The sequence below is a fragment of the Aeromonas sp. Y318-1 genome, from assembly GCF_027706125.1.
Classification (GTDB): domain Bacteria; phylum Pseudomonadota; class Gammaproteobacteria; order Enterobacterales; family Aeromonadaceae; genus Aeromonas; species Aeromonas hydrophila.
Map to the genome: position 1 here is coordinate 166,302 of NZ_JAPDCM010000001.1, position 21,595 is coordinate 187,896.

Annotated in this window: 17 protein-coding genes; 7 read left to right on the forward strand and 10 right to left on the reverse strand. The window is 60.5% G+C overall.

The window, feature by feature from the left end:
- Nucleotides 1-29 precede the first annotated feature (29 nt).
- The 10 genes from uspE to ccoN form a co-directional block, all read right to left on the reverse strand.
- Complete coding sequence (uspE, locus tag OKB87_RS00735; RefSeq protein ID WP_005300766.1) at nt 30-974, reverse strand: universal stress protein UspE; 945 nt, start codon at nt 972-974, stop codon at nt 30-32.
- A 134-nt stretch (nt 975-1,108) separates the two neighbouring features.
- Nucleotides 1,109-1,864 carry an FNR family transcription factor gene (locus OKB87_RS00740; RefSeq protein ID WP_005300768.1) on the reverse strand — a complete coding sequence of 252 codons (756 nt, stop codon included), beginning with the start codon at nt 1,862-1,864 and terminating at the stop codon, nt 1,109-1,111.
- Nucleotides 1,865-1,932: 68 nt separating this feature from the next.
- Nucleotides 1,933-2,619 (reverse strand): sulfite exporter TauE/SafE family protein, encoded by a 687-nt coding sequence (locus OKB87_RS00745; RefSeq protein ID WP_130632374.1) that lies wholly within the window; start codon nt 2,617-2,619, stop codon nt 1,933-1,935.
- A complete protein-coding gene (ccoS, locus tag OKB87_RS00750) occupies nt 2,603-2,794 on the reverse strand; it encodes a cbb3-type cytochrome oxidase assembly protein CcoS (protein ID WP_005300771.1) in 192 nt (63 codons plus the stop codon). The genes OKB87_RS00745 and ccoS overlap by 17 nt, the downstream gene beginning before the upstream one ends.
- Before the next feature lie 127 nt (nt 2,795-2,921).
- Nucleotides 2,922-5,321 (reverse strand): heavy metal translocating P-type ATPase, encoded by a 2,400-nt coding sequence (locus tag OKB87_RS00755; RefSeq protein ID WP_270826138.1) that lies wholly within the window; start codon nt 5,319-5,321, stop codon nt 2,922-2,924.
- Between the two features lie 92 nt (nt 5,322-5,413).
- On the reverse strand, nt 5,414-5,902 hold the full coding sequence (locus tag OKB87_RS00760) for a FixH family protein (protein ID WP_011706148.1): 489 nt from the start codon (nt 5,900-5,902) through the stop codon (nt 5,414-5,416).
- A gap of 118 nt (nt 5,903-6,020) precedes the next feature.
- Nucleotides 6,021-7,010 (reverse strand): cytochrome-c oxidase, cbb3-type subunit III, encoded by a 990-nt coding sequence (gene ccoP, locus OKB87_RS00765; protein ID WP_270826139.1) that lies wholly within the window; start codon nt 7,008-7,010, stop codon nt 6,021-6,023.
- Nucleotides 7,010-7,189, reverse strand: coding sequence for a CcoQ/FixQ family Cbb3-type cytochrome c oxidase assembly chaperone (locus OKB87_RS00770; protein WP_005300779.1), 180 nt, complete (start codon nt 7,187-7,189; stop codon nt 7,010-7,012). Before OKB87_RS00770 ends, ccoP begins: the two co-directional genes overlap by 1 nt.
- Nucleotides 7,190-7,201: 12 nt before the next feature.
- Nucleotides 7,202-7,816 carry a cytochrome-c oxidase, cbb3-type subunit II gene (gene ccoO / locus OKB87_RS00775; RefSeq protein ID WP_005300783.1) on the reverse strand — a complete coding sequence of 205 codons (615 nt, stop codon included), beginning with the start codon at nt 7,814-7,816 and terminating at the stop codon, nt 7,202-7,204.
- Nucleotides 7,817-7,832: 16 nt separating this feature from the next.
- On the reverse strand, nt 7,833-9,257 hold the full coding sequence (gene ccoN / locus OKB87_RS00780; protein ID WP_016350679.1) for a cytochrome-c oxidase, cbb3-type subunit I: 1,425 nt from the start codon (nt 9,255-9,257) through the stop codon (nt 7,833-7,835).
- 283 nt (nt 9,258-9,540) lie between these two features.
- On the opposite strand from ccoN, the gene OKB87_RS00785 reads away from it, so the two are divergent.
- From OKB87_RS00785 to OKB87_RS00815, 7 genes are all read left to right on the forward strand, one after another.
- Nucleotides 9,541-9,999, forward strand: coding sequence for a hypothetical protein (locus OKB87_RS00785; protein ID WP_043162649.1), 459 nt, complete (start codon nt 9,541-9,543; stop codon nt 9,997-9,999).
- Nucleotides 10,000-10,109: 110 nt separating this feature from the next.
- Nucleotides 10,110-10,568, forward strand: coding sequence for a GAF domain-containing protein (locus OKB87_RS00790; RefSeq protein ID WP_011706144.1), 459 nt, complete (start codon nt 10,110-10,112; stop codon nt 10,566-10,568).
- Nucleotides 10,569-10,669: 101 nt separating this feature from the next.
- Complete coding sequence (gene proQ, locus OKB87_RS00795) at nt 10,670-11,308, forward strand: RNA chaperone ProQ (protein ID WP_017410055.1); 639 nt, start codon at nt 10,670-10,672, stop codon at nt 11,306-11,308.
- An 8-nt stretch (nt 11,309-11,316) separates the two neighbouring features.
- On the forward strand, nt 11,317-13,332 hold the full coding sequence (gene prc / locus OKB87_RS00800; protein WP_043122896.1) for a carboxy terminal-processing peptidase: 2,016 nt from the start codon (nt 11,317-11,319) through the stop codon (nt 13,330-13,332).
- A gap of 134 nt (nt 13,333-13,466) precedes the next feature.
- Nucleotides 13,467-16,091: an aminopeptidase N gene (gene pepN, locus OKB87_RS00805; protein WP_270826140.1), complete on the forward strand. Its 2,625-nt coding sequence runs from the start codon at nt 13,467-13,469 to the stop codon at nt 16,089-16,091.
- A 72-nt stretch (nt 16,092-16,163) separates the two neighbouring features.
- Entirely contained in the window at nt 16,164-16,385 is a 222-nt protein-coding gene (locus OKB87_RS00810; RefSeq protein WP_005300804.1) for a DUF2835 domain-containing protein, read from the forward strand.
- Between the two features lie 278 nt (nt 16,386-16,663).
- Nucleotides 16,664-21,523 carry an NAD-glutamate dehydrogenase gene (locus OKB87_RS00815; protein WP_270826141.1) on the forward strand — a complete coding sequence of 1,620 codons (4,860 nt, stop codon included), beginning with the start codon at nt 16,664-16,666 and terminating at the stop codon, nt 21,521-21,523.
- Nucleotides 21,524-21,595 lie beyond the last annotated feature (72 nt).

The following is a 21,595-nucleotide window of genomic DNA, read 5'->3' on the forward strand; positions in this document are numbered from 1 at the left end:
GCCATGTCCCGGGGGAGGGCAAGAAAGGCTTATGCTGGACGGCGGCTATCGACCGGGCAGCTGTAATCGGCGGGCTTGAGGATCAGCATGTCGCAGGCGAGGCGATCCACCACGTGTTCGGCGGTGTTGCCGAGCAGGGCGGCGGAGAGCCCGGTGCGACCGACGCACCCCATGATCATCAGGGTGGCCTGCAGCTCGCCGGCGAGATCGGGCAGCACCTCTTCGGGCAGGCCTTCCGCCACCCGGGTCCAGAGATGGCCGATGCCGTATTTGTCGGCGTGGCTCAGCAGTAGGCTCTCGTGGTGTTTGCGAATGGCGTCATTGTAGGCGTTGGGGTCAAACTCTGGCAGCTCGATGGCCACGTTGACCGGGGTGCCCGGATAGGTGTTTACCAGATAGAGGTTGGAGCCGAGCAGCTCGGCGATGGCGATCCCCTCTTCGGTGATCCGCTCGTTGAGCAGTTTCTGATCCTGATCGTCGCTGGAGCAATTGATGGCGGCGATGATGTTGCCGCCCCGCTGCCAATGACCCTCTTTCACCAGCAGCACGGGGCAGGGGCACTTGCGCAGCAGATGCCAGTCGGTGGGGGTGAAGATGAAGGTTTGCAGGAAGGAGTGGTGGTGGGTGGCCTTGACCACCAGATCGTGGCGCTGCTCCAGCACTTCCTGAATGATGCATTCGAAGGGACGGTTGTGCCAGACCACCTTGATCTCGCAATCCAGCCCTCGGGCGCGGTAGGGTTTGAGAATGTCGTCGAGCCATTCGCGGCGCTGGGCAATCACCCCGTGGCGCATCTCTTCCCGCTCATCCACCGACAGCATGGCGGTCATTTCATACGAGAAGTCGTAAATGGTGAGCAACAGGGTCAGTTGGGCGCCTTCATCCAGCTCGGCTACCTTGACCGCACGTTCGAGGGCGATTTGCCGCTCTTCTTCCGGGTTGATGACCACCAGAATTTTTCGGTACTTGACCATGTTCTCCTCCTCCTTGGCAAAAATACCAATGATGGCAGACCTTTAGCCATTACAGCTTAGCTCAGGAGGAGAGAGGGGGACGTGTGCCGGATCAAATTTCGGGGTAAACCGATCCGGCACCAGAGAGAGGAAGCTTAACCGCAGGGGGGGCGGGTTGCACCGGCCATGACGCCGAGGGCAACGTGATCCAGCACGGTAATGTACTTGCCCTTGACGCTGATGAGACCGGACTTCTGGAAGCGGCCCAGCAGACGGCTGATGGTCTCGACGGTGAGGCCGAGGTAGTTGCCGATGTCGCCGCGGGTCATGGAGAGGCGGAACTCCTTGGCGGAGAAACCACGCTCGGAGAAGCGCACCGACAGGTTGTGCAGGAAGGCGGCGAGGCGCTCTTCGGCATTCTTCTTGGAGAGCAGCAGGATCATCTCCTGGTCGCCCATGATCTCGTTGCTCATCAGCCGCATGATCTGCTGGCGCAGCTTCGGCATCTTGCCGGAGAGATCGTCAAGCACGTCGAACGGGATCTCGCACACCATGGCGGTTTCCAGCGCCTGGGCGAAGGAGGGGTGAGCCTGTTTGTGGATGGCGTCAAACCCAACCAGATCACCAGCTAGGTGGAAGGCGGTGATCTGCTCGTCACCCTGTTCGGTGATGGTGTATGACTTGATGGTCCCGGAACGGATGGCGTAGAGCGACTTGAGCTCATCGCCGGCCTTGAACAACTCTTCACCCTTCTGGATCGGCTTCTTGCGCTCGATGATGCTGTCCAGCTGATCGAGCTCGTTGTCGTTCAGAGTGAAGGGAATGCAGAGCTGGCTGATGCTGCAATCCTGGCAATGAATTGCACAGCCACCGCTCTGAATACGTCTGCCAGGTTTCTTTTCCGGGATCATAGGCTCATACGAATAATTGATTTATATCAAACAAGTTTACCATCAACTCATCCGTTTTGGATAGGGTTTCAAAAGGACGCAATCCCGATCCAGAGGGTATGCAGCCCGTATGCGATGAGCAGCAGGGCACCACCAAGGCGCAAACTGCGCAGGGTCAGCCAGTAGCGCAGCCGATCCGCCAGCCCCCCCAGCGCAAACAGGGTCGGCAGGGTGCCGAGCCCGAAAAAGAGCATGATCAGCGCTCCACCACCGGCGGATCCCGCCGCTGCGCTCCAGGTCAGCATGGAGTAGACCAGCCCGCAGGGGAGCCAGCCCCATACCATGCCAAACGGCAGTGCCTGCCAGGTCGAGGTGAAGGGGATGAACTTGCCCGCCAGCGGCTTGAGACGGGGCCACAACCTGGCGCCAATGCGCTCGAGCAGCAACACCCCCTGCCACCAGCCGGCGAGATAGAGCCCGAGGGCAATCATCAGGAAGGCCGCCACCAGCCGCAAGCCGGCGATGGCGTGCTTGCCCGCGCCGAGTTCACTGGTAGTGGCCAGCAGTCCCCCGACCAAGGCGCCGGCAATCACATAGCTGAGGATCCGGCCGAGGTTGTAGTTGAGCAGATAACCGAGTCGCCCCCAGAAGTGCTGCTTCTCGGCAGGAATGGCCATGGAGAGGGCGGCGGAGACACCGCCGCACATGCCGATGCAGTGGCCGGCGCCAGCCAGTCCCACCAGCAGGGCGCCCAGCAGATCAAGGGTGGCCGTCATCTTTGTGCTCGTGTTCGGCATGTTTGGGGGCGGGTTGCTCTTCGTCGAACAGGATATTGGAACCCTGGCGGTCGAGATCTTCAAACTGCTCGGAGCGAATGGCCCAGAAGAAGACGGCGCCGGCGATGATGACGAAGAGGATGGCGATGGGGATGAGGACGAAGATGATGTTCATGCAGCAAGCCTTGCAATGAAAAGGGTCATGGTACACCCGTTGGTGGCCGCAGGCCCGTCGATTCGATGGTGAAGGGAGCCTGACCGGAGCCCGCTCCCTTCACCCTGTCTGTCCCTGTGGCCACGGCTCAGCGGTTGAGCCGCATGGAGTTGGTGACCACGATGAGGGAGCTCAATGACATGCCCGCCGCCGCCACATAGGGGGGCAGCCAGCCGCTCGCCGCCAGCGGCAGCACCAGCAGGTTGTAACCGATGGACCAGGCGAAGTTCTCCTTGATGATCTTGCGGGTGCGCAGCGCCAGGGCGCGGGCATCCAGCAGGCGGGAGAGATCATCGGCCAGCAAGATGGCGTCGGCGCTGTTCTTGGCCAGATCGGTGCCGCCGGCCATGGCGAAGGAGGCGTGGGCACCGGCCAGCACCGGGGCATCGTTGATGCCATCTCCCACCATGATGCTGATGTCTCCGCGGGCCTCGTGCTCCTTGAGGTAGGCCAGCTTGCCATCTGGCGTGACGCCCTTGACCAGCTCGTCGACCCCCAGCTCGCGGGCCACCTCGTCGGCCTGGGCCGAGCTGTCGCCGGTGAGGATGGTGGTCTTGAGGCCAGCCGCCTTGAAGGCCTGGATCAGCGCCTTCGCATCGGGGCGCAGGGTATCGGTCAGCAGGAAGCGGGCGAGCGCCCGAACCTCGTCGGCCAGATAGATGACCAGCCCGTCCGCTTGCGTTTCGTGGGCATCGCTGATGCCGAGCCAGCGGGCACTGCCGAGGCGATAGTGGCGACCGTCGATCACCCCCTCGATACCGTGTCCGATGACGGGGGTCACCTTGCTGGCAGCCAGCAGCACGGCGTCCTCTGCGGCGTTGCTGCGAAAGGCGCGAGCGATGGGGTGCTCGGAATAGGCCTCCAGGGCGCGGGCAATGGCAAGGCAGCGCGTCTCGTCAAGGTTACCCAGGGCCTCCGTGCTGGTGAGGCTGATGTTGCCCGTGGTCAGGGTGCCGGTCTTGTCCATCACGATGCGATTGGCCCGAGTCAGCACGTCCAGCACGTGGCCACGGCGCAACAGAATGCCGGCGCGGGTCAGGCGGGCGGTGGCCGAGGTGAGCGCGGTGGGGGTGGCCAGCGACAGGGCGCAGGGGCAGGTCGCCACCAGCACCGCCAGGGTGACCCAGAAGGCCTGCTCCGGCTGATGGAAGTGCCAGAAGGTCCATACCCCGGCGGCGATGAACAGCAGTACCAGAATGAAGTGGCGGGAGAGTACGTCCGCCATCTGGGCAATGGCCGGTTTGTCGTCCAGCGCGTGATCCTGCAGCCGCATGATCTGGGCCAGGCGCGACTCTTCGATGCGATGGCTGACCCGAATTTCGAGGGGGGCGTCGGTGTTGATGGTGCCGGCGTAGACGGCATCCCCCACCTGCTTGAGCAGCGGCAGCTGTTCGCCGGTCAGCATGGATTCGTTGAGGCTGGCCTGCCCAACCAGGATGATGCCATCCGCCGGCAGGGTGGCACCCGCCAGCACCCGTACCCGGTCGCCCACCTGCAGCGTCTTGGCGGCCACCTCGTGTTCGCCATCCTCATCGAGCCGGGTGGCCATGATGGGCACCAGCCGCGCCAGGTTGGAGCTCGACTCGGAGGCTTTGCGTCTGGCCCGCAGCTCGAGGAAGCGCCCCAGCAGCAGGAAGAAGACGAACATGGTGATGGAGTCGTAATAGACCTCGCCGGTGTTGAACACGGTGGCCCACATGGAGGCGACGAAGGCACCGATCAACGCCAGCGACACCGACACGTCCATGGAGAGGTGCCCCTGCTTGAGGCTGCGCCAGGCACCCACGTAGAAGGGCTGGGCCGAATAGATCATGATGGGGGTGGAGAGCAGCAGACTTATCCACTTGAAGTAGACCATGAACTCCTCTTCGACACTGATGAAGAGGTCCATGTAGAGCGCCACCGCACACATCATCACCTGCATGGAGCCGAGCCCCGCCAGTGCCAGCCGGAACATGTAGCTGCGCACCTCTTTGGCGTAGAGCGCTTCCTGCTGGTGAGTCTGGAAGGGGTAGGCGCGATAGCCAATCTTGGCAAAGCCTTTGAGGATGTCGCTCAAAGAGAGCCGGTCCGGATCCCACTTGATGCGGGCCCGGTGCGTGGTGGTGTTGACGTTGATGTAGTGCAGCCCGGCCAGGTTGCCCAGATGGCGTTCGATGAGCCAGGCACAGGCGGCGCAGGTCAAGCCTTCTACCGTCAGCTGGATCTCGCGCACTTTGTGGCTGCCGGTAGCGCTGTCGGTGACAAAATCCTGCTGTACTTCGGCCAGATCATAGTGGGTGAGGGCAGCGAGCTCTGCGGGTACCAGCTCGCCCTTGGTGCCGGGGGCGGTGCGGTGCTCGTAGTAGCTGGCCAGGCCGCACTCCAGAATGGTTTCCGCCACCGCCTGACAACCGGGGCAGCACATGGGCTGGACTATGCCTTTTATCTCGAGGGCATAGTGGCTGCCGGCGGGCACCGGCTCACCACAGTGAAAGCAGCCGCTCATGACAGCTGGCCGCAGGCCGCCTGGCCTGTCGGCAGAAACAGTGAAGCGCCGGTCACTGCCGGCGCGTCATGGTAAACAGGACGGCTCATGACTCAGCGTCCTTTGGGATCGAGTTCGACGGGGGCCTTGGTGGGGAGCTGGACAGTCTCTTGCAGCCGCCATTCGTGGTTGAAGGCATCCACCCGCACGTGCCACTTGCCGGTGAGCGGCTTGTCGAGCAGCAGGCGATAGACGCCGTTGCCGTCGGCGGTCACCATGTGCTCGCTGTCCATGCCGGCGAGAGTGGGGTGAAACAGGGAGAGGTAGAGCGCCTGGCCGGCCGGGATATCCCCCGACAGCGGCTTGAGGGTCAGCTCGTTGCCGTTGACCTCCAGCGCGATGTGGATGTTGAGGGCTTCGGAGCGATCAAACTTGCTGAGATCCTGATTAATCTCTTTGCCTTGCTTGTAATAGTCTTCGGCCACCAGGTTGACGCCATCCTTGCTGGCGATGATCGCCGTGCTGATGCTGCCGATCACGGCTGCGGTCGGGAGGGCGATGATGAACCAGGGCCAGAATTGGCGATACCAGGGTTGGGACATAGTGCTACTACCGTGAAACCAGTGATTAACGAAACAGAGGAATTTCAGTCAACACAAGATAACAAAAAGCCTCGAAGAGTCGAGGCTTTTTGCTGAGTAATCACGTGTTTATCACATGTTACTGCTTATTTTGCTGGTCGTTGTGGGACAAGCTGTAAACGTAGGAGGCGAGCAGGTGCACCTTGTCTTCACCCAGAATATCCTTCCAGGCCGGCATCACGCCGTGGCGACCGTGGGTGATGGTCTGCTCGACCACCTGACGGGAACCGCCATAGAGCCAGGTGTTGTTGGTGAGATCCGGCGCTCCGAAGGCGATGCCGCCCTTGGCGTCCGGACCGTGACAGGCGGCGCAGATGGTGAAGCGCGCTTCACCCTTCTTGGCTTCCACCATGTCCACCTTGCGACCGGAGAGGCTCAGCACGTAGGAGGCCACTTCCTTGACCCCGTCCTTGCCGAGGATCTCGCCCCAGGCTGCCATCACGCCCTGACGACCACCCATGATGGTGGTCTTGATCTGGTCGGGCGCGCCGCCCCATTGCCATTCGCTGTCGGTCAGGTTCGGGAAACCGCGACCACCGCGGGCGTCGGAGCCATGGCACTGGGAGCAGTTCTGCAGGAACAGACGCTGACCCACCTTGCGGGCTTCCGGATCGGCGGCGATCTCTTCGATGGCACGATAGGTCTTGCCATCGGCCTGATAGGCCAGCTCGCGGAACTTGGCGCCGTAGATCTCGTCGGCCTTGATGAGCTCGCGATCGTACTCCACCGCACGCCCTTCAGCCTTGGCGGAGGCCGCCGCAGCCTTGGACTCGGCCAGCGAGCGTACGTCCTGGTAGGAGCTCTGCCAGCCCAGTACGCCCTTGAAGTTGCCAAGGCCCGGGAAGGCAATCAGATAGACCAGACCGGTGACGATGAAGAAGAGGAACATGTAGGTCCACCACTTCGGCAGCGGGTTGTTGATCTCTTCGATGCCGTCGAAGGCGTGTCCCATGGACTTGCCCTCTTCCACCCCCATCTTGTCGCGCAGGCACCAGACCAGCAGCAAGAAGCAGCCGAGGATGGTCCCCAGACTGATGACGGTGACAAAAATGCTAAACAAAGTGCTCATTATTGTTTCGCTCCTGCGTTCTTGTTATCAGCACTGGGTTGCTCGTCGTCGGCAAAAACCAGATTGGCAGCCTCGTCGAAGGAGGTCTTGCGGCGCTTGCTGTAGGCCCAGACGATGATGCCGATCATGATGGCCATCAACAGCAGGGTATACAGGCCGCGAAATGTGCCGTAATCCATATCCTGACTCCTTTATTTCAGGGCATGACCCAGTGATTGCAGATAGGCTACCAGCGCATCCAGCTCGGTCTTGCCCTTCACGGCCTCGCCGGCACCCTGAATGTCGGCATCCGTGTAGGGTACGCCGAAGTGATCGCGGAACAGGGCCAGCTTCTTGCCAGTCAGTTCACCGGTCAGCACGTTGGTGTCGAGCCAGGGGAAGGCGGGCATGTTGGACTCGGGTACCACGTCGCGCGGGTTGATCAGGTGAGCACGGTGCCAGTCGTCGGAATAACGACCGCCAACCCGGGCCAGATCCGGACCGGTACGCTTGGAGCCCCACAGGAAGGGGTGCTCCCACACGCTCTCACCGGCGACCGAGTAGTGGCCGTAACGCTCGGTTTCGGCGCGGAACGGACGGATCATCTGGCTGTGGCAGACGGTGCAGCCTTCGCGGATGAAGATGTCGCGCCCTTCCATCTGCAGAGCGGTATAGGGCTTGAGGCCCTCGACCGGCTCAGTGGTCTGCTTCTGGAAGAACAGCGGAGTGATTTCGACCAGGCCCCCCAGGCTGATGGCAAATATGATGCCGACCACCAGCATGGGAACGCTCTTTTCAAAGATCTCGTGACGGTTATTGTTGCTCATGCTTTGACCTCTTCAATCATGCTGGCTGTGCGACAGGTTCCAGGGAACCTTTGGGCGCAGTGATGGTGCGATAGGCGTTGTAGGCCATCAGCAACATGCCGGTGACAAAGAAGCAGCCACCCAGGAAGCGCACGAAGTAGAAAGGATAAGAGGCCTGCAGCGCTTCTACGAAGCTGTAGGTCAGGGTGCCGTCGTCGTTGACCGCACGCCACATCAGACCTTGCATCACCCCGGAAATCCACATGGCGACGATGTAGAGCACGGTGCCCACGGTAGCCAGCCAGAAGTGGACGTTGATGAGCTTGATGCTGTACATGCGGCCCTGGCCGAACAGGTTCGGGATCAGGTGGTACACGGCACCGATGGATACCATGGCAACCCAGCCCAGTGCGCCGGAGTGGACGTGACCGATGGTCCAGTCGGTGTAGTGGGAGAGGGCGTTGACGGTCTTGATCGCCATCATCGGGCCTTCGAAGGTGGACATGCCGTAGAACGACAGGGACACGATCAGGAAGCGCAGGATGGGGTCGTAACGCAGTTTGTGCCAGGCACCGGAGAGGGTCATGATGCCGTTGATCATGCCGCCCCAGGAGGGCACGAACAGGATCAGGGACATCACCATGCCCAGCGACTGGGCCCAGTCAGGCAGCGCGGTATAGTGCAGGTGGTGCGGACCGGCCCAGATGTAGAGGGAGATCAGCGCCCAGAAGTGAACGATGGAGAGACGGTAGGAGTAGACCGGACGACCCGCCTGCTTGGGCACGAAGTAATACATCATGCCGAGGAAGCCGGCGGTCAGCAGGAAGCCTACCGCGTTGTGGCCATACCACCACTGCACCATGGCATCCATGGCGCCGGAGTACATGGAGTAGGACTTCATGCCGGAAAGCGGCACTTCCATGTTGTTGACGATGTGCAGCACGGCCACCGTGATGATGAAGGCACCGAAGAACCAGTTCGCCACATAGATGTGGGAGGTGGTGCGCTTGACCAGGGTGCCGAAGAAGACCACGGCATAGGCGACCCAGACGATGGTGATGGCGATATCAATCGGCCATTCCAGCTCTGCGTACTCCTTGGAGGTGGTGTATCCCAGCGGCAGCGAAATGGCGGCCGAGAGGATGATCGCCTGCCAGCCCCAGAACACGAAGGAGGCAAGCTTGCCGCCGAACAGTCGGGTTTGACAGGTGCGTTGCACCACATAGAAGGAGGTCGCCATCAGGGCGCTACAACCAAACGCGAAGATGACCGCGTTGGTGTGCAGAGGGCGAAGGCGACTGTAAGTCAGCCAGGGAGTATCAAAGTTGAGGGCAGGCCAGATCAACTGGGCTGCGATCAGTACGCCAACCGACATGCCGACAATTCCCCAGACAATCGTCATGATGGTGAACTGGCGAACAACGGTGTAGTTGTACTCAGGATGGTTAGTTGTATGGCTCATCGTTGTATTCCGCTTCCGATGCTGCTGTTGTTTGATTTTGTGTCCAGTGACGTGGACCGACTTCATTGGCTACTGCCTTTTCTCTTGTTAACAACTGTTAATAAAAGGAAAAGCAAAAAGTAGCTAAATGAAAATTCAATGGGAATGATACTGAACTGACAGGTAAAATAACAGTATAAACAGTGATATATTTGGCTCCGTTGGGTCTCGCCTGTTCAATTATTTACCTTGCGCGAGATCACGAAAATGTCATTTTTCAGACATCTTACAAGGCTGTTTTTTCATGAAAGAGAGACTCACTTCACGCAAAATTGTCCATTTGGCGATCGTCCTGGCCATTTTGCTCGGATTGGTTGCCTATCGAACCTGGTTCGACAACGTGCAGACCGCGGTGGCGGGATCAGAAAAAGATCAGATTTGTGATCTGTCCCACACCAGCTGCAACACCCGACTGGGCGACAAGCCGTTGACCGTGCGTGTTGCCTCGCTGCCGGTGCAGGCCGAACGTGACTTTGTGATACAGCTTCAGGGCGGCGATCCGGCCGTGACACCGGTGAAGGCGTGGCTGGAGGGGCGGGACATGTTCATGGGGACCATTCCGGTCAACTTTGAGGCCACCGAGCAGGGCTGGCAGGGGACTACCCTGGTGGGATCCTGCACCTCGCCGCTGATGGTCTGGCTGCTCAATATCGAGTGGAGCAATGGCCAGCGCCAGCAACTGGCGCTCTCCGTCGCCCGCTAAATGCCTCGCCTGATTGAAGAAAGGATGGGGGGGGAGGTGAAAATTGATTTGAATTTTTCAGGCGGGGCGTTACCTTGCACTGATTGTCAGGGAGTGAAGTTCATTTAATCATGATTGAAAAACAAGCATTTTATCGCACCCTCAACCAGCAGGCCCAGGCATTGCTGGAAGGGGAGCCGGATCTCATCGCCAACTTGGCCAACCTGTCTGCACTGCTCAACCAGGAGCTGGCCGACATCAACTGGGTCGGTTTTTACCTGTTGCAGGGCGAGACCCTGGTGCTCGGCCCGTTCCAGGGCAAGCCGGCCTGCGTGCGCATTCCGGTCGGGCGCGGGGTGTGTGGTACGGCGGTGGCCGAGGGCAAGACCCAGCTCATCGACGACGTGCACCAGTTTGAAGGTCACATCGCCTGCGACGGTGCCAGCAATGCCGAAATCGTGATCCCGCTGCGGCGTGGTGGCGAGATCATTGGCGTACTGGATATCGATAGTCCAATCTTTAACCGCTTTGATGCGCAAGACCGGATTGGACTGGAAGAAACGGTGCAAATTTTGGAAAGCATGCTCTAAGTCATTGCTTGATGGTTCGCAAAAGGCCCCAAGCTCTCTATAATGGGGCCTTTGTTGTGCTCGGGTGTGCCCGCGCGTTTATATGAAAGCCAAGGTTATACATGGAAAACACTGAGAAGCTGAAGAACAGTAAAGAGATCGTTGCCTACCTGGTCGAGAAATTCCCGGCCTGCTTCATTGCTGAAGGAGAGGCCAAGCCGCTCAAGATTGGCATCTTCCAGGATTTGGCCGAGCGTCTTGCTGACGACGCCAGAGTCTCCAAGACCATGCTGCGTTCTGCTCTGCGTCAATACACCTCCAGCTGGCGTTACCTGCATGGCCTCAAGGCTGGCCAGGCCCGTGTCGATCTGGACGGCAATCCGGGCGAGCTGCTCACCGAAGAGCACATCGAGCATGCCAAGCAAGCCCTTAAAGAGAGCAAAGAGCGTGTCTTTGCCAGCCGTCGTACCAACACCAAGGAAGAGAAGGCCAAGCAGCCACGTCGTCCTGCTCCGCGCAAGGCCGATGCTGCCGCCAAATCCGACAAGCCGAAAGCCGCTCCCAAGGCTGCTCCCGCTGCTGTCGAAGCCCCGCTGGTCAAAGTGGATGCCGCTACCCTGAAAGTGGATCAGGGCGTCCGGGTTGTGCTGGGCAAGTCTCCGGTGCCGGCCACCATCAAGGAAGTGACCAAGGATGACGTTCAGGTTCAATTGCAGACCGGCATGATGCTGCGGGTCAAATTCGAGCACCTGGTTCTCTAAGGAGACAAATGTTGAAGCATGGCGTAATTCGTTTTTCCCTCGTTGCCTGTAGCCTGGCGCTTGCCGGGCTTGCACAGGCCATCGAGCCGGTGCTCAAGGAAAGTGATTTGCCTGTGTTGGCTCAGGAGAGCCAACATGCTACGGCTAGCAAGCGAATTGCCAATCTGTTTACCCGCTCGCATTACAAGCAGTTCAAGCTGGACGATGCCTTTTCCTCCGTGATCTTTGACAAGTATCTGGAGAATCTGGACTACAGCCGCAACCTGTTTCTGGCCTCTGATATCAGCCGCTTTGAAAAGTACCGTACCGGTTTTGACACCGACCTCGAGAGAGGACGGCTGGCACCGGCTTACGAGATGTTCAATCTGAGTCAGCAGCGGCGTTATGAGCGGTTCGAATACGCCCTCAAACTGCTCGATACTCCTTTCGATTTTACCCAACCCGACAACTACATCTTTGATCGGGAAGGGGCGGCCTGGCCGAAAGACGAAGCCGAACTCAACGAGTTGTGGCGCCAGCGGGTCAAGTTCGATGCCCTGAGCCTCAAGCTCAGCGGCAAGGAGTGGCCCGAGATCAAGGAACTGCTTGGCAAGCGTTACAACAACGCCATCAAGCGGATGTCCCAGACCGAGAGCGAGGACGTGTTCCAGCTCTTCATGAACTCCTTCGCTCGCGCCATCGAACCGCACACCAGCTATCTGTCTCCGCGCAGCGCCGATCGTTTCAACACCGAGATGAACCTCTCGCTCGAGGGGATTGGTGCCGTGCTGCAGGCCGAGGATGACTTCACCGTCATCCGCTCCCTGGTGCCCGGTGGTCCGGCTGCCAAGTCCAACCACCTCAAGCCTGATGACAAGATCGTCGGGGTAGGGCAGGATGACGGCAAGATTGTCGATGTGATCGGCTGGCGTCTCGATGACGTGGTCGAACTCATCAAGGGACCAAAAGGCAGCAAGGTGAAGCTGGAGATCCAGCGTGGCAAGGGTGCCGCCGCCAAGACCGAGCAGATCGAGCTGGTGCGTGACAAGGTGCGTCTGGAAGACAGAGCCGCCAAGTCCAAGGTGATCACCGCCGAAGGCAAGAAGATCGGGGTGCTCGAGATCCCGAGTTTCTACGTCAACCTGCACGATGATGTGATCAAGGAGCTCTCCAGCCTCAACAAGCAGAAGATCGATGGCCTCATCGTCGATCTGCGTGGCAACGGCGGCGGTGCGCTGACCGAAGCCTCTGCCCTGAGCGGCCTGTTCTTCGCCAGCGGTCCCGTGGTGCAGATCCGGGATCACATGGGCCGCATCACCGTCAACGGTGATGACGACGGCAACGTCTACTACGGCGGCCCCATGTCGGTGATGATCGACCGATACAGCGCCTCGGCCTCCGAGATCTTTGCCGCCGCCATGCAGGATTACGGCCGCGCCCTGATCCTCGGCGAGAACTCGTTCGGCAAGGGCACGGTGCAGCAGCATCGCAGCCTCGCCAAGGTGTACGACTTCTACGAGCAGCCGCTCGGTCACGTGCAGTACACCATCGCCAAGTTCTACCGGATCAACGGTGGCAGCACCCAGAACAAGGGTGTCGCCCCGGATATCAGCTTCCCGACTGCGGTTGCACCGGAAGAGACGGGCGAGAGCCGCGAGTTCAATGCCTTGCCGTGGGACAAGATTGCATCGGCCAAGTATGACAAGCTCGGCAACTTCGCCAGCCTGCTGCCCAAGCTGCAGTCTGCCCACGAGGCGCGGATCAGCAAGGATCCGGAGTTTGCCTACGTGATGCAGGACATTGCCGACTACAAGGAGGAGAAAGACAAGAAGTCGGTCTCCCTCAACGAGGCGGAGCGTCTGGCGGATCAGGCCAAGCAGGACGAGAAGGCTCTCAAACGCACCAACGAGCGTCTTGCCCGTCTCGGCAAGCCGGCGGTGAAGAGTCTGGATGAACTGCCTGCCGATTTCGAGGCCCCCGACGAGTATCTGGTCGAGGCTGCCAACATCACGGCGGACCTGGCCAAGCTCAGCAAACGCAGCTGATCATTGGTGAGTCAATTAATCAACAAGGGCGACTGAGGTCGCCCTTTCTTTTACCTGAATGCAAACTATTTGACCCTGCCAACCGGTTGTGACAGCCTCTGACACGTCAATTACAAGCGTGGAAGCAAACAATAATGACCGATCACTCCCAGGCCATGACGGCCAAATATCGCCAGGATTACCGGGCTCCGCTCTACTGGATCGACAGCATCGATCTCGACTTTCAACTGCAGGAGCCGCTGACCCAGGTGACCGCCATCTCCCGTCTGCGGCGCAACGGCGAGCACAATGAACCGTTGGTGCTGGATGGGGAGGGTCTCTCCCTGCACAGCGTCAGCGTGGACGGAGTGCCCTTCACCCAGTACGAGCAGGGCGAGAGCAGCCTGACCCTGTTCAACCTGCCCGCCGAGTGCGTACTGACCATCGTGACCCTGCTGGATCCGGCCGCCAACACCGCGCTGGAAGGACTCTACAAGTCCGGCGACGCCTACTGCACCCAGTGCGAGGCGGAGGGCTTTCGCCGCATCACCTATTACCTGGACCGGCCCGACATTCTGGCCCGTTACAGCACCCGCATCACCGCCGACAAATCCCAGTTCCCTTTCCTGCTCTCCAACGGCAACAAGGTCGACAGCGGCGATCTGGGTGACGGCCGTCACTTCGTGCAGTGGCAGGATCCCTTCCCCAAACCGAGTTACCTGTTTGCCCTGGTGGCCGGGGACTTCGATGTGGAACGCAGCCATTACGTCACCAAGAGCGGCCGCAAGGTGGCCCTCGAGATCTTCGTCGACAAGGGCAACCTGGACCGCGCCGGTTTCGCCATGGAGAGCCTCATCAACTCCATGCGCTGGGACGAGCAGCGCTTCGGCCTCGAGTATGACCTCGACATCTATATGATCGTGGCGGTGGACTTCTTCAACATGGGCGCCATGGAGAACAAGGGGCTCAACATCTTCAACTCCAAGTTCGTGCTGGCCAACCCGGCTACCGCCACCGACAGCGACTACCACGGTATCGAGCGGGTGATCGGCCACGAATACTTCCACAACTGGACCGGCAACCGCGTCACCTGCCGCGACTGGTTCCAGCTCAGCTTGAAAGAGGGGCTGACCGTGTTCCGGGATCAGGAGTTCTCCTCCGATCTGGGCTCGCGCGGGGTCAATCGCATCAATAACGTGCGCACCGTACGGGGCCCGCAGTTTGCCGAAGATGCCGGCCCCATGGCACACCCGATCCGCCCGGATGTGGTGATCGAGATGAACAACTTCTACACCCTGACCGTCTACGAGAAGGGCTCGGAAGTGATCCGCATGCTGCACACCCTGCTGGGTGAGGCCGCCTTCCAGGCGGGCATGCGCCTCTATTTCGAGCGCTTTGACGGCCAGGCGGTCACCTGTGATGACTTCGTGCAGGCGATGGAAGATGCCTCCGGGGTGGATCTCGGCCGCTTCCGCCGCTGGTACAGCCAGTCCGGCACTCCCGAGCTCACCGTGACCGACGAGTACGATGCCGCAAGCGGCGTCTATCGTCTACACGTGAGCCAGCACACCCTGCCGACCCTGGATCAGCCGCAAAAACTGCCGCTGCATATTCCGCTCGACATCGAACTCTATGATGAGCAAGGGGCCGTCATCCCGCTGCAGTATCAGGGCAAAGCCATCGGCAATGTACTCGATGTGCTGGAAGCACAGCAGACCTTCGTCTTCGATCGGGTGGCGGTCAAGCCGGTGCCCTCCCTGCTGCGGGACTTCTCGGCCCCGGTCAAGCTGCATTTTGACTACAGCGACGAGGCGCTGGCCTTCCTGATGCGCCATGCCCGCAACGAGTTTGCTCGCTGGGATGCGGCGCAGATGTTGATCAACAAGGCAGTCATCGACGGCGTGGCCCGGGTGCAGCACGGGCAGGGGGTTGAGCTCTCTCAGACCCTGCTGGCGGCCTTTGTTGCCATTCTGGATGACGGCGATCTGGACCCGGCCCTCAAGGCGGAGATCCTGGCGCTGCCGGGTGAGGCGACCCTGGCCGAGCTGTTCGAGGTGGCCGACATCGATGCCATCCATCAGGTGCGCAACGAGATCCACACCTCGCTGGCCCACGCCTTCGGTGCCCGTCTGACGAGCAGCTATGAGTCGCTGCGCCTGCCGGCGTATCAGGTGGTGCACGCCGACATGGCCAAGCGGGCGCTCAAGGGCGTGGTGCTGGGCTATCTGGCGGCGCTTGACGCCGGCAGTGCCGATCTGCTGGTACGCCAGCAATATGCCACCGCCGACAACATGACCGATACCCTGGCGGTGCTGCAGGTGGCCAACAGCCATCTGCTGCCGTGCCGCTCCGAGCTGCTGGCCGATTTCGAAGGCAAGTGGGCCAAGGACGGGCTGGTGCTGGACAACTGGTTGCGACTGGTGGGCTCCAAGCCGGCGGAAGACGTGTTGGAGGAGGTGAAGCAGGCGATGGCGCATCCCACCTTCAGCATCCGCAACCCGAACCGGCTGCGGGCGCTGGTGGCCAGTTTTGCCATGAACAACCAGGTGCAGTTCCATGCGCGCGATGGTCGCGGCTACCGCTTCCTGACCGATCTCTTGATCGAGCTCAACGAGGTCAATCCGCAGGTGGCCTCCCGCCTCATCACCCCGCTCATCCAGTTCAAGCGGCTCGATGAGGGGCGCAAGGCGCTGATCCGCACCGAGCTGACCCGTCTGGCCAACCTCGAGGGGCTGGCACGGGATCTGTTCGAGAAGGTGAGCAAGGCACTGCAGCAGTAAACCCGACGGGGTGGGGGAGCCATCTCCCACCCTTTCAACACTCGGGCCGTTTATCAGACCAGAGGAGTCATCGTGAAGCAGTTTACCTTTCGCCTGTCCCTGAGCCACGACGAGGTTATGCTGATGTATCAGGGCCATGCCAAACGGCTGGTGGTACGCAGCGAGCAGGGGCTGACCCTGGAGCTGGGCATTGAGAAAATCCGGCCTTTTGTCGCCATCAGCGGGGTACATGGCTATTTTCGCCTCAAAACCCAGGACGATTATCGCTTTATCAGCCTCGAACGCATAAATTAACAAAACTTGAACATATTTCCGCGCAATTCACTGCTTTCAGTCACTATCTATCCGGTAAATCCGTAACCATCCAGTGGGATTTTCTGTTTTTTGCCTGAACGGCAAAATATTTCACAGCTTAAGGCGTGATCTGACCCTTGTTTTTAACAACTCATTATCACCTTTGCTCGCCTTCCTTGATCCAAGACATTACACTTCGCAGCAACTCTGTACCGGTTGGCATCCAGGGTGGATGTCTCTGTGTCGGTGGTTAATGTCGTCCGATAAGGAATATAGAAATGGCATTGAAAGACGCCCCTACCTCAGTTCTGCTCGAAAACGTTCTCAGCCTGATCCATCAGAAGTTGCCCAAGAAGAGTGCCTCCCTGGTCGAGTGCTTCGTCGCCAAGTTCTACGGCAACATGGCGAGCACCGATCTGCACGATCGCAATGACAGCGATCTCTATGGCGCCGCGCTCAGCCTGTGGAATGCGCTCAATCAGCGCACCTCGACCTCCCCCTATATCCGGGTCTACAATCCCGAGCTGACCCGCCATGGCTGGCAGTCTCCCCATACCATCGTCGAGATCATCCTGCAGGACTCCCCCTTCCTGGTGGACTCCATCCGCATGGCGCTCAAGCGCCGGGGCATCACGGCGCACATGATGCTGCACCAGCCGCTGCACCTCATTCGCGGCAATGAGGGCAAGATCAGCGCCATTCTGGATCTCGACAACAGTGCCGAACAGACCTCGGTCGAGACCGCCTTCCTCATCGAAATCGATCACCTCACCAGCGAGGAGCAGATGGAAGGGCTGACCGCCGAGCTCAACTCGGTGGCCGGTGAAGTGGCCCTGGCAGTCGGTGACTGGCAGCCCATGCTGGCGCGCCTGAACGAGATCATCGACGAACTGCCCAAACGCAAGAACCCGGTCAGTCAGGCCGAAGTGGACTCTTGTGTTGCCTTCCTCAAGTGGGTGGCCGCCCATAACTTCACCCTGATGGGCTACCGCCGCTACGACGTCAAGGCGGTGGAGGGGGATCACGAGATCCTGCCCCAGGCCGACTCCAGCCTGGGTCTGATGAAGAACTCCATCAAGGAAGTGGGTCAGCGCCTTGGCAACATGCCGGCCAGTGCCCGTCACGCGGCGCTGAGCTCCGACCTGCTGATCCTCACCAAGTCCAACAGCAAGTCGCGGGTGCATCGCCCGGCTTATGTGGACTACATCGGCATCAAGCGCTTCGACGAGCACGGCAAGGTGGTGGGAGAGGATCGCTTCATCGGCCTGTATGCCTCCTCCATCTACAACACCAGCGCGACCCAGATCCCGCTCATCAGTCACCGTCTCGAGCACATCATGGCCGCTTCCGGTCACGAGAAGGGCTCCCACGCCTACAAGGCGCTGCTGAACGTATTGGAAACCTACCCGCGCGACGAGCTGATCCAGGCCCGTGAAGAGGAGCTGCTGGCCACCGGTCTTGGCGTGCTGGAGATGCAGGAGCGCGACATGTTGCGCCTGTTCGTGCGCCGCGACGTGTACGGCCGTTTCTTCTCCTGCATGGTCTATGTCACCAAGGAGCGCTACAACACGGCGCTGCGGGTCAAGACCCAGCAGATCCTGCAAAAGTATTTTGGCAGCAGCGAAGAGGTGGAGTTCAACGTCTACTTCACCGAGGGCGTGCTGGCACGGACCCACTACATAGTGCGGGTCAACAACAACAACGTGGATGTGGATGTGAACGAAGTACAGAACAACCTGATTGAAGCGGCCCGCAGCTGGGATGATCGCCTCAACTCCGTGCTGCTCTCTCACTACGGTGAAGCCCGCGGCAACGAACTGCGCCGCCGTTTCAGTACCGCCTTCCCTCGCGCTTACAAGGAAGATGTGCTGCCGGGTTCCGCCGTGGCCGACATCATGGAGCTGGACAACCTGAGCGAAGCCAATCCGCTCGGCATGCTGTTCTATCGCGCTCAGGAAGAAGAGAACGATCGCCGGGTCCGCCTCAAACTGTTCCACCGCACCGAACCCATCCACCTCTCCGATGTGCTGCCGATGCTGGAAAACATGGGGCTGCGCGTCATTGGCGAAACTCCGTATCAGGTGCGCACCCCGGCGGGCGACATCTTCTGGATCCTCGATTTCTCCATGCTGCTGCATGGCGAGCAGCCGTTCGATCTGGAGCAGAGCCAGCAGCGCTTCCAGCAGGCTTTCGCGGCCATCTGGAACAAGCAGCTGGAAGATGACGGCTTCAACCGCCTGGTGCTGGGAGCTGGCCTCACCGGTCGCCAGGTCTCGGTGCTGCGCGCCTATGCCAAATACATGCGTCAGACCGGCGTCTCCTTCAGCCAGTCTTATATCGAGGAGACCCTGACCCGCTACCCGGATATCGCCCAGCTGCTGTTCACCCTGTTCGAACAACGCCTGGACCCGGCCGGCAAGCAGGACGCCAAGGTGCCATCGCAAGATGCCAAGGCATCCGCCAAGCTGCACGAGCAGCTTGCCGCCAAGCTGGATCAGGTCGCCAACCTAGATGACGATCGCATCATCCGCCGCTATGTGGAGATGATCGACGCCACCCTGCGCACCAACTACTACCAGCTGGACAAGGCGGGCAACATCAAGCCCTACATCTCCTTCAAGCTGGCCCCCTCCAGCATCACCGACATGCCGCTGCCGCTGCCCAAGTTCGAGATCTTCGTCTACTCGCCGCGGGTGGAAGGGGTACATCTGCGCTGGGGCAAGGTGGCCCGTGGCGGTCTGCGCTGGTCCGATCGCAAGGAGGACTTCCGTACCGAAGTGCTGGGTCTGGTAAAAGCCCAGCAGGTGAAGAACACCGTCATCGTGCCGGTCGGCGCCAAAGGCGGCTTCTACTGCAAGCAGATGCCGGCAGGCGCCCCCCGTGCCGCCATCCAGGAAGAGGGCAAGGCCTGCTATCGCCTGTTTATCCGCGGCCTGCTCGATGTGACCGACAACATCATCGGCGGCGAGGTGATCCCGCCGAAATCCGTGGTGCGTCACGACGAGGATGATTACTACCTGGTGGTGGCTGCCGACAAGGGCACCGCGACCTTCTCCGACATCGCCAACGAGATAAGCCTCGAATACGGCCACTGGCTGGGCGATGCGTTCGCCTCCGGCGGCTCGGTCGGCTATGACCACAAGAAGATGGGCATCACCGCCCGCGGCGCCTGGGAATCGGTCAAGCGGCATTTTCGCGAGATCGGCGTCAACTGCCAGACCACCGACTTCACCTGCGTCGGCATCGGCGACATGGCGGGGGACGTGTTCGGCAACGGCATGTTGCTCTCCGAGCACACCCAGCTGGTGGGCGCCTTCAACCACATGCACATCTTCATCGACCCGACCCCCAATGCGGCCAAAAGCTTCGTCGAGCGCAAGCGCCTGTTCGAGCTGCCCGGCTCCAGCTGGGATGACTACAGCCGGGAGCTGATATCACAAGGGGGCGGCATCTTCCTGCGCTCGGCCAAGTCCATCAAGCTGAGCCCCGAGATCCAGACCCTGCTCGGTACCGACAAGGCCAGCATGGCGCCGAACGAGCTGATCAAGGCGCTGCTCTGCCTGAACGTCGATCTGCTGTGGAACGGCGGCATCGGCACCTATGTGAAGAGTTCCCGCGAGAGCGATGCCGAAGTGGGCGATCGCAGCAACGATGTGCTGCGGGTCAATGGCCGCGATCTGCGGGCCCGCATCGTGGGTGAGGGCGGTAACCTCGGCTTTACCCAGCTGGGCCGGGTGGAGTACGCCAGCCAGGGCGGTCGCATCAACACCGACTTCACCGACAACGTGGGCGGGGTGGATTGCTCCGACAACGAGGTGAACATCAAGATCCTGCTCAACCAGCTGGTGGCGGCCGGTGACCTGACCCTCAAGCAGCGCAATCAGATGCTCTATGAGATGACCGACGACGTGGCGCAGATTGTCATCACCAACGCCTATCGCCAGTCCCAGTCCATCTCGGTGACCAGTTTCCGCGGCGCCGAGCAGCTCAAGGAGCAGCAGCGTTTCATCCAGGGGCTGGAGCGGGAAGGCAAGCTGGACCGCGCCCTGGAGTTCCTGCCCTCCGACGAGGAGCTCTCCGAGCGGATGGCGGCGGGGCAGGGGCTGACCCGTCCCGAACTGGCGGTGCTGGTGGCCTATGGCAAGATGGTACTGAAAGAGCAGCTCAACTGCCCGGAAGTGACCGACGAGCCCTTCCTCGCCAACATGCTGGTGACCAGCTTCCCGGCCAAGCTGCAGCAGCAGTTCGGGGCGGCACTGGCCCAGCATCCGCTGCGCGGCGAGATCATCGCGACCCGGGTGGCCAACATGCTGGTCAACGACATGGGGCTCAACTTCGCCAGCCGGATGAAGGACGAGACCGGAGCCTCGGTGGCGGAAGTGGCCTGCTGCTTTGCCATGGCCCGCGAGGTATTCGGCCTCAACCAGCTGTGGCGCGACATCGAAGGGTGCGACAACCTGGTGGGGGCAGAGACCCAGCTCGAGCTGATGTTCTACAGCCGTCGCATCGTGCGCCGCGCCACCCGCTGGTTCCTGCGCGCCCGCAATCGCAGCTGGAGCATCAGCGAGAACATCGCCTTCTTCCGCCCGGCCTTCGAGACGCTGGGGCAACACCTCTACGAGGTGATGGACGAGAGCGAAGTGGCCGAACACCAGCAGGCGGTCGCAGCGTTGGTGGCTAAGCAAGTGCCACAAGCCATCGCCCGTCAGGTGGCCCACATGAGCAGCCTCTTCTCCAGCCTGGATCTGGCGCAGATCGCCGCGGAGCACAAGACCGACATCCTGCGTGCCGCCAACGTCTACTACCGTCTCGGCGCCAAGCTGGATCTGCACTGGTTCCTCGACCAGATCAACCATCAACCGGTGGGCAACCACTGGCAGGCGATGGCGCGGGCCTCCTTCCGCGAAGATCTGGACTGGCAGCAGCGGAGCCTCACTTCCGTGGTGCTGGAAGGGTGCAAAGATCAGGGAGAATGCGCTACCATACTGGCCGACTGGATTTCGGAGCATGAGCAACTCTTGTCCCGTTGGACCCACATGTTGGCCGACTTCAAGACCACCAGTACCCACGAGTTCGCCAAGTTCTCGGTGGCCTTGCGGGAGTTGAACCTGCTCCAGTTGAATTGCCGAGCACTGTGATTGCCAGTTAAGGCATGACAGCGGTATCACACCCAAAGCCCCGGCCAGTTGCCGGGGCTTTTTTTAAGGAGC

Coding starts and splice junctions, on each gene's coding strand:
- OKB87_RS00790 (WP_011706144.1), top strand. CDS start 10,110: ATGATTGAAAAACAAGCATTTTATCGCACCCTCAACCAGCAGGCCCAG.
- ccoS (WP_005300771.1), bottom strand. CDS start 2,794: ATGAACATCATCTTCGTCCTCATCCCCATCGCCATCCTCTTCGTCATC.
- OKB87_RS00770 (WP_005300779.1), bottom strand. CDS start 7,189: ATGGATTACGGCACATTTCGCGGCCTGTATACCCTGCTGTTGATGGCC.
- OKB87_RS00745 (WP_130632374.1), bottom strand. CDS start 2,619: ATGACGGCCACCCTTGATCTGCTGGGCGCCCTGCTGGTGGGACTGGCT.
- ccoP (WP_270826139.1), bottom strand. CDS start 7,010: ATGAGCACTTTGTTTAGCATTTTTGTCACCGTCATCAGTCTGGGGACC.
- OKB87_RS00785 (WP_043162649.1), top strand. CDS start 9,541: ATGAAAGAGAGACTCACTTCACGCAAAATTGTCCATTTGGCGATCGTC.
- ccoO (WP_005300783.1), bottom strand. CDS start 7,816: ATGAGCAACAATAACCGTCACGAGATCTTTGAAAAGAGCGTTCCCATG.
- prc (WP_043122896.1), top strand. CDS start 11,317: ATGTTGAAGCATGGCGTAATTCGTTTTTCCCTCGTTGCCTGTAGCCTG.
- OKB87_RS00740 (WP_005300768.1), bottom strand. CDS start 1,864: ATGATCCCGGAAAAGAAACCTGGCAGACGTATTCAGAGCGGTGGCTGT.
- uspE (WP_005300766.1), bottom strand. CDS start 974: ATGGTCAAGTACCGAAAAATTCTGGTGGTCATCAACCCGGAAGAAGAG.
- OKB87_RS00815 (WP_270826141.1), top strand. CDS start 16,664: ATGGCATTGAAAGACGCCCCTACCTCAGTTCTGCTCGAAAACGTTCTC.
- pepN (WP_270826140.1), top strand. CDS start 13,467: ATGACCGATCACTCCCAGGCCATGACGGCCAAATATCGCCAGGATTAC.
- OKB87_RS00760 (WP_011706148.1), bottom strand. CDS start 5,902: ATGTCCCAACCCTGGTATCGCCAATTCTGGCCCTGGTTCATCATCGCC.
- ccoN (WP_016350679.1), bottom strand. CDS start 9,257: ATGAGCCATACAACTAACCATCCTGAGTACAACTACACCGTTGTTCGC.
- proQ (WP_017410055.1), top strand. CDS start 10,670: ATGGAAAACACTGAGAAGCTGAAGAACAGTAAAGAGATCGTTGCCTAC.
- OKB87_RS00755 (WP_270826138.1), bottom strand. CDS start 5,321: ATGAGCGGCTGCTTTCACTGTGGTGAGCCGGTGCCCGCCGGCAGCCAC.